The sequence below is a fragment of the Catenuloplanes sp. NPDC051500 genome, from assembly GCF_044454585.1.
Lineage (GTDB): Bacteria > Actinomycetota > Actinomycetes > Mycobacteriales > Micromonosporaceae > Catenuloplanes.
In genome coordinates this window covers 232,901-239,974 of record NZ_JBITDX010000012.1, presented here as the reverse complement: position 1 = coordinate 239,974, position 7,074 = coordinate 232,901, and the positions used below count along the sequence as shown (strand labels likewise).

Below are 7,074 nucleotides of genomic sequence, written 5' to 3'. Positions count from 1 at the left end.
TTGGGGGGGCGCGCGCATTATGCTGCTTTCCCTGGCCTGCGCTCTTTCTTTGGGGCCCCCCCCCCCGACACCCCACCCAGCGCAACCCACAAGACCAAGCCCAAACCAGCACTAAAAAAGCGTCAACTCATCCCGCTCGATCCCCCGAAGCTTGTCATAGTTCACCACCACGCACCGAATCCCCCGATCCTCAGCCAACACCCGCGCCTGCGGCTTAATCTCCTGCGCAGCGAAAATCCCGCTCACCGGCGCCAGCAACGGATCCCGGTTCATGAGTTCGAGATAACGGGTCAGTTGCTCGACCCCGTCGATCTCGCCGCGCCGCTTGATCTCGACTGCGACCGAGCCGTTCGCAGCATCACGGCACAGCAGGTCGACCGGCCCGATCGCGGTCATGTACTCACGGCGGACCAGCGTGAAGCCTTCGCCGAAGGTGGTGGGGTTGGCCGCCAGGAGTTCCTGAAGGTGAGCCTCGACACCATCTTTGACCAGCCCGGGGTCGATGCCGAGTTCGTAGGACGTGTCCTGGAAGATCTCTTCGAGGGTGATGCGGAGCTCTTCGCCGGCCTTGTTGACCACGCGCCAGACGCCCTCTGATTCTTGCAGCTTGCAGGGGGGACTCATCCAGTTCAGGGGCTTGTAGGCGCGGTCGTCGGCGTGGATCGAGACCGATCCGTCCGCCTTCACCATGAGCAGCCGGGTTGCCGGCGGCAGGTGCGCCGAGAGGCGTCCGACGTAATCTACCGAGCATCTCGCAATCACCAAACGCACCCGAGCAGGGTAGCGGAACACTGCAGGGGTGGCGTGCGGGTGCCATGCTTGTCTATGTGCTGGAAATTCTGACTGGTACCGGTCTGGCCGCATCTGCCGGGCTAAATGCCTATATCCCCATGCTGGCCATGGGTCTGCTCGCCCGTTACACAGAGGTCCTGCAGCTGCCGAGCGGCTGGCAGTGGCTCTCGAACGGGTGGGTGATCGCCATCCTGACCGTGTTGCTTGCGATCGAGGTCGTCGCGGACAAGGTGCCGGTGGTCGATCATTTCAATGACGTGGTGCAGACACTGGTGCGGCCGACCGCGGGCGGGCTGGTGTTCGGCGCCGGTGCGGGGTCCGAGACGGTGACCGTGACGGATCCGGCCGGGTTCTTCACGTCGCATCAGTGGGTGCCGATCGTGGCCGGTGTGGTGATCGCGCTCGGTGTGCACGGGTTGAAGGCGGCGGCGCGGCCGGTGATCAATACGACGACGGCCGGGTTCGGGGCGCCGGTGGCGAGCACCGCGGAGGACGCGACCAGCGTGATCATGTCGATCGTGGCGATCCTGCTGCCGGTGTTGGTGCTGGTCTTCGGCGTGCTGCTGGTCGGGCTGGCGGTGTGGGTCTTCCAGCGGCGGGCGGCGAAGCGGTCCGAACGCCGGGCCGCGCGGGCGGCCGGATACCAGGTGTGACACGACCCCACTAAAGACCAAGAAATCACCATAAATCGGTAATATCGCGGAGTGCGCTCCCGGGTGTCCGTGCTGGCCGCCGCGCGCCAGGACGTGGCCGCGGCGCGCGGGTTGGTGCGCGCGGCCCAGGTGGCGGCGGACGAGGCCAGGATCGAGACCCGCCGCCGGTACGACGTGATCCGCGCGGCCCACGACGCCTGCCTGGCGGCGCTTACCGACGCCCGGGAGACCGCCCGCGACGAGATCTTCGACCGTTTCCACCGTGAGGCGACCGCGCGTGCCACCACGCTCGGCCGCCTCGCGTCTTTCTGTGCCCCGGGCCCGTCAAGCGCGCCCTGGCCCGCCTGGCGGCCGGGCCCGGCAGACCGGAGCGGACTGCTGAAGGTCGGCACGATCACCGTGGACGAGGACACGCCGCCCGTACCCGCGCTGGTTCCGTTGCTCGATCACGCGCACCTGGAGATCACCCGAGGGCCGGCCGAAGGCGAGGGGCGGCACCGGCGTCCGTCCACAGCTGACGGGGTGATCGCCGGGCTGCTGCTCCGCGCGCTCGGCGGGGTTCCCGCGGGCGGTCTGCGGCTCTCCGTCTACGACCCGGACCGGCTCGGCGGCAGCCTCGCCGGGTTCGCGCCGCTTGCCGCGGCCGGGCTGCTCACGTTCGTCGGGCCGGGCGGGCTGACCGCGATGCTCGACGAGCTGGCCGAGCAGATCCGCCGGATCAACGAGACCGTGCTGGCCGGCCGGTACGCGACGCTTGCCGACATCCCCGGCCGCCGCCCCGAGCCCTGGCGGATCGCGGTCCTCCTGGGAGAACGCGATCTCGGCGACGCAGAGTTGAGCCCGTCGCAGCGCGCCCAGCTCGACCGTCTGGTCCGCACCGGCGTCGCCTGCGGCGTGCACCTGATCGCCCGCGACGTCCCGCTCGGCGCGCACCCGGACGTCGAGCGACTGCACATCTCCGGCCGCGAGGCGCTCTGCGACAGCGCCGGTGTGCTGCCGGTCCGGCTGGATCCGCCGCCGCCCGCGGAGCAGGTCTCCACCGTGTGCCGGGGGCTGGCCGAGTCGCTGACCGCAGGTCCGCCGACCGCGCTCCTCGCCGACGTGATCCCGGACGAGATCTGGCAGGAGTGCTCCGCATCAGTGCTTACCGCGCCGCTCGGCGTGGATGCGGACGGCGCGCCGATCGAGGTGTCCCTCGGTGACGACCCGCCGCACGCGTTGATCGGCGGCCCGTCCGGTTCCGGCAAGACGAACCTGATCTACGCCTGGCTTGGCGCGCTGACCACCCGCTACTCCCCCGCCGAGCTGGAGCTCTACCTGCTCGACTTCAAGGAGGGCGTGTCGTTCGCCCGGTTCGCGCCGAGTCCACGCGATCCGAGCTGGCTGCCGCACGTGCGCCTGGCCGGCGTGAACGTCAACGACGACCGCGAGTTCGGCCTGGCGCTGCTGCGGCACCTGACCACGGAGCTGCAGAGCCGGGCGCGGGCCGCCAAGCGCTGCGAGGCCGGCAAGCTTGCGGAGTTGCGCGCGGAGGATCCGGACGGCCGGTGGCCGCGGATCGTCGCGGTGATCGACGAGTTCCAGGTGCTGCTCGGCGGCCGGGACGCGGTCACCGCGGAGGCGGCCTCGCTGCTTGAGGATCTGGCCCGGCGCGGCCGTTCGCAGGGCATTCACCTGGTGCTGGCCAGCCAGGACGTGACAGGCATCGAAGCGCTGTGGGGCCGGCCGGGTCTGGTCGCGCAGTTCACGCTGCGGATCGCGCTGCCGAAGGCCCGGCGCATCCTGGCCGAGACGAACCTGGCCGCGGACGTGATCCCGCGCCATCACGCGGTGATCAATGCGGACTCCGGCGCACCTGGCGCGAACCGGATCTCCCGCCTGCCGGACGCCGGGGACCGCCGGGCATGGCGTGCACTGCAGGAACGGCTGTGGCAGGCGCGCCCGGCGGAGCTCGCCCCACCACGGCTCTTCGACGGCGACGCGGTACCGGCATTCACGCCTGACGAAGCACCGGACCTGACGGCCGAGCCGCGGGCCGCGCTCGGCGAGACGATCGACGTGCGGGCGCGCCCCGCCTACCTGGCGATGACCCGCGCGCCCGGCCGCAACCTGGCGATCATCGGCACCCGCGGCGAGGAGGCGGTCGCGATCCTGGCCTCGGCCGCGTTGTCGCTTGCCGCCACGCCCGGTGCGCGGTTCAGCGTGGCCTGCCCGGATCCGGCCGTCGCCGCGCTTCTGGAGCCGCTGCGGGCCGCGCTGCCGTCCGCCACGTTCCACCTCGGCGACACGGTTCCGGCGCTGTTCGAGGACGTGTCGGAAGATCTCTCCGGGCCGCACTACCTGTTCGGTCTCGCGCTCGACGCCGTCTCCCCATCAACACGATCAACACCAGCCGGGGGTACGGGACGGAGCCCGATCCCCTCGCCGTCCGCGATCGGCACCGGCGCTCCACTCCGGACGATCCTGGAGCAGGGCCCGGAGCGGCGGGTGCACGTGCTGGGCTGGTGGCGCTCGGTCGCGCGACTGCGGGACGACCTGGGCGGGATCGCGGCCCGGTTCGACGCGATCGGCGGCTGGGTCGCGCTTGACGTGCACGGCGCCGATCTGGCCCCGCTCAGCCCGACGCCGGGCGGGCCGGCCTGGTTCCCCCGGCCGCACCGCGCGCTCTGCTTCGACAGGTCAACCGACCGCGTGCCACAGGTGATCATCCCGTACGCCGCGGGTGGCCGATGAGCGCGGAGGAGTACCGGCGTCAGCTCGCCGCGCTGGCCGAGGCGACCGCGCGCCGGGACGCGGAGCTGCTGGCGACCGAGCGTGCGTACCACGACGGCGCCGCCACGGCCACCGCCGAGTTGGTACGCGCGGAGGCGATGGCCGCGGCCGCGGAACGCCGGGCCGGCGCGCTCACCGTCTCGGTGGCCGAGGTGGACCGCGACTCGGCCCGCCTCTGGCAGTCGTTGCGGGACCTGCATCGGCGGCGTCCGGGCTGGGCGAGCCGGGTCGGCGTGCCACCGGAGCCGATGCTGCCGCAGAGCCCGGACCTCGGCTACCCGGACCAGGCCGCCCCGGACTCGCGGGCCCGCGCGCTGCTCGACCGCGCGGCCCGGCGGATCACTGTGGCCCGGCGGGGCGTGCCGCGGCCGTCGCCGCCGCGCCGGGTGCTGCCGTTGCTTCCGGTGGTGGGTGCGGCCGCGGCCGCGTTCACCGCGCTGTTCGCGGCCGGGCTGGTCACACTTAGCGGCGGATATCCGGCCGCGCACCTGGTCACGCTCGGCGCGGACGGACTCCCGGCCGCGCGGCTGGCGTTGCGGGTGGTGGGCTGGTCCGCGTTCTTCCTGGCGCCGTTCACCGGGCTGCCGCTGGCGTCCGCCCTGCTCAACCGGCTCTTCGACAGCCGCCTCGACGTCGGTGCGATCGGGCTGCTCGTGCTGGGCGGGATGGCGGCCGCGTCCGGCGTCTCGATGGCGCTGACCCATTGACACCTGAGCCCTCCGGGAACCGGACAGCGCGCAGGTGTTGCTGTCCGGCTTCCGGAGGGCTCAGGAGGCGACCCCGAAATTCTAAGTGAACGTTAAGTAGATCAGCCGGTGACACGTCACACAGGACAGGGCCGATCACCCGGGCTGGACCGCCCGGCGCATAGTGGACCGCATGAACGCGATCACCGTGCGCGGCCTGCGCAAGACCTACGGCGGCGCCACCGCCGTGAACGGTCTCGACCTGGAGGTGCACGCGGGCGAGATCTTCGCGCTGCTCGGGCCGAACGGCGCCGGCAAGACGACAACCGTCGAGATCCTGGAGGGCTTCCGCAAGCGGGACTCCGGCGAGGTCACGGTGCTCGGCGAGGATCCGGCCGCGCCGAGCGCCGCGTGGCGCGGGCGGGTGGGCATCGTGCTGCAGGGCACCGGCGAGTTCGACAATCTGACGGTACGCGAGATCGTGCACCACTTCGCCGGCTTCTACGCGGACGCGGCCGACCCGGACGGCGTGATCGCCCGCGTCGGCCTGGCGGAGAAGGCACGGGCGCGGACCCACATGCTCTCCGGCGGCCAGAAGCGCCGGCTGGACGTGGCGCTCGGCATCGTGGGCCGCCCGGAGCTGCTCTTCCTTGACGAGCCGACGACCGGCTTCGACCCGGAGGCGCGGCGCGAATTCTGGGAGCTGGTCCGCGATCTGAACGCGAGCGGCACCACGATCCTGCTGACCACGCACTACCTGGACGAGGCCGAGGCACTGGCCGCGCGGGTCGGCGTGATCGCGGCTGGCCGGCTGGTCGAGGTGTCCACCCCGGCCGATCTGGGCGGCCGGCAGGACGCACTGCCCACTGTCAGTTGGCGCGGTCCGGACGGGGTGCTGGTCCAGGAGCGGACCGCGACCCCGACCGCGCTCGTCAACCGGCTGTCCGGCGAGTTCGGCGGCGAGGTGCCGGGGCTCGCGGTCAACCGGCCCACACTTGAGGACATCTACCTCCGAATGATCGAGACTGAGGCCGCGAAGTGAAGCTCGCTCTCCGCCAGGGCCGCCTGGAGACCCTGCAGTTCCTCCGCAGCCGCGAGTCAGTCGTCTTCACACTCGGCTTCCCGGTGATCATGCTGGCGATCTTCGCCGCGATCTTCGGTGGCACCGAGATCGACGGCGGCGTCACGCTCACCCAGTACTTCGTGACCGGCATGATCGCCACCGGGCTGATGACAGTCAGCTTCCAGAACCTGGGCATCTGGATCCCGATCGAGCGCGACCGCGGCGTCCTCAAACGCTACCGGGGTACGCCGATGCCGAAGTGGGTCTACTTCGCGGGCAAGGTCCTGATGATCCTCGGGATCGCGATCGCGGAGACCGCCGTACTGCTGCTCATGTCCGTGATCTTCTTCGGCCTTGACCTGCCGTCGACGGCCGGGCGGTGGCTCACGTTCGGCTGGGTGTCGCTGCTCGGCATCACCGCATGCACGCTGCTCGGCATCGCCATCTCCTCACTGGCCCGCACCTCGCGCAGCGGCTCGGCAGTGGTCACACCGATCGCGCTGATCCTCCAGTTCACCTCCGGCGTGTTCCTGGTCTTCACGTCGCTGCCAGGCTGGATGCAGTCGGTCTCCGCGCTCTTCCCGCTGAAGTGGATGTGCCAGGGCCTGCGCTACGTCTTTCTGCCCGACTCGTTCGCCGCCCAGGAGCCGGCCGGCACCTGGGAACTGGGCCGGGTCGCGCTGGTCCTTGCCCTCTGGTGCGTAGCCGGCCTCGCCCTCTGCCTCACCACGTTCCGCTGGACCGCCCCCCGCGAGGGCTGAGCCCACCAGAAGATCAAATTCCTGATCTTCCCGCTCCCGCCGTGGCCCAGCCCGCCCGCTCCCGAGTCCGTTGCCCATTCGCGTCCGGCCGCCTGGTGATCCAGGATCGCGGGCTGGGGCGTGGTGAGTGGCTTCCGCCTGGTCGTTGTGGTTGCGGAGGCCGAGAGCAGCACGGCCGTCGTCTCGCGACTGAGGACCGAGGCGACCGCGGACCGAGGTAACTGCGGACCCAGGCGACTGCGGACCCAGACGACTGCGGACCGAGGTAACTGCGGACCCAGGCGACTGCGGACCCAGACGACTGCGGACCGAGGTAACTGCGGACCGAGGTGACTGCGGAGTGGGTG

At 71.1% G+C, this 7,074-nt stretch carries 6 protein-coding genes; 5 read left to right on the top strand and 1 reads right to left on the bottom strand.

The genetic code is table 11. The features are described 5' to 3' along the window. Window positions 1-111: 111 nt before the first annotated feature. Complete coding sequence (gene nucS, locus ACIA8K_RS24905; RefSeq protein ID WP_396063151.1) at window positions 112-771, bottom strand: endonuclease NucS; 660 nt, start codon at window positions 769-771, stop codon at window positions 112-114. A 56-nt stretch (window positions 772-827) separates the two neighbouring features. Between nucS and ACIA8K_RS24900 the strand changes: the two genes are divergently transcribed. The 5 genes from ACIA8K_RS24900 to ACIA8K_RS24880 all read left to right on the top strand — a co-directional run bounded on the left by ACIA8K_RS24900 (window position 828) and on the right by ACIA8K_RS24880 (window position 6,727). Then, window positions 828-1,445 (top strand): DUF4126 domain-containing protein, encoded by a 618-nt coding sequence (locus ACIA8K_RS24900; RefSeq protein WP_396063181.1) that lies wholly within the window; start codon window positions 828-830, stop codon window positions 1,443-1,445. Window positions 1,446-1,496: 51 nt separating this feature from the next. Then, window positions 1,497-4,178 (top strand): FtsK/SpoIIIE domain-containing protein, encoded by a 2,682-nt coding sequence (locus tag ACIA8K_RS24895; protein ID WP_396063149.1) that lies wholly within the window; start codon window positions 1,497-1,499, stop codon window positions 4,176-4,178. After that, window positions 4,175-4,924 (top strand): hypothetical protein, encoded by a 750-nt coding sequence (locus tag ACIA8K_RS24890; RefSeq protein WP_396063147.1) that lies wholly within the window; start codon window positions 4,175-4,177, stop codon window positions 4,922-4,924. The genes ACIA8K_RS24895 and ACIA8K_RS24890 overlap by 4 nt, the downstream gene beginning before the upstream one ends. A 163-nt stretch (window positions 4,925-5,087) precedes the next feature. Then, complete coding sequence (locus ACIA8K_RS24885; RefSeq protein WP_396063145.1) at window positions 5,088-5,945, top strand: ABC transporter ATP-binding protein; 858 nt, start codon at window positions 5,088-5,090, stop codon at window positions 5,943-5,945. Further along, window positions 5,942-6,727, top strand: coding sequence for an ABC transporter permease (locus ACIA8K_RS24880; RefSeq protein ID WP_396063143.1), 786 nt, complete (start codon window positions 5,942-5,944; stop codon window positions 6,725-6,727). The genes ACIA8K_RS24885 and ACIA8K_RS24880 overlap by 4 nt, the downstream gene beginning before the upstream one ends. Window positions 6,728-7,074: the final 347 nt, after the last annotated feature.

Coding starts and splice junctions, on each gene's coding strand:
- ACIA8K_RS24890 (WP_396063147.1), top strand. CDS start 4,175: ATGAGCGCGGAGGAGTACCGGCGTCAGCTCGCCGCGCTGGCCGAGGCG.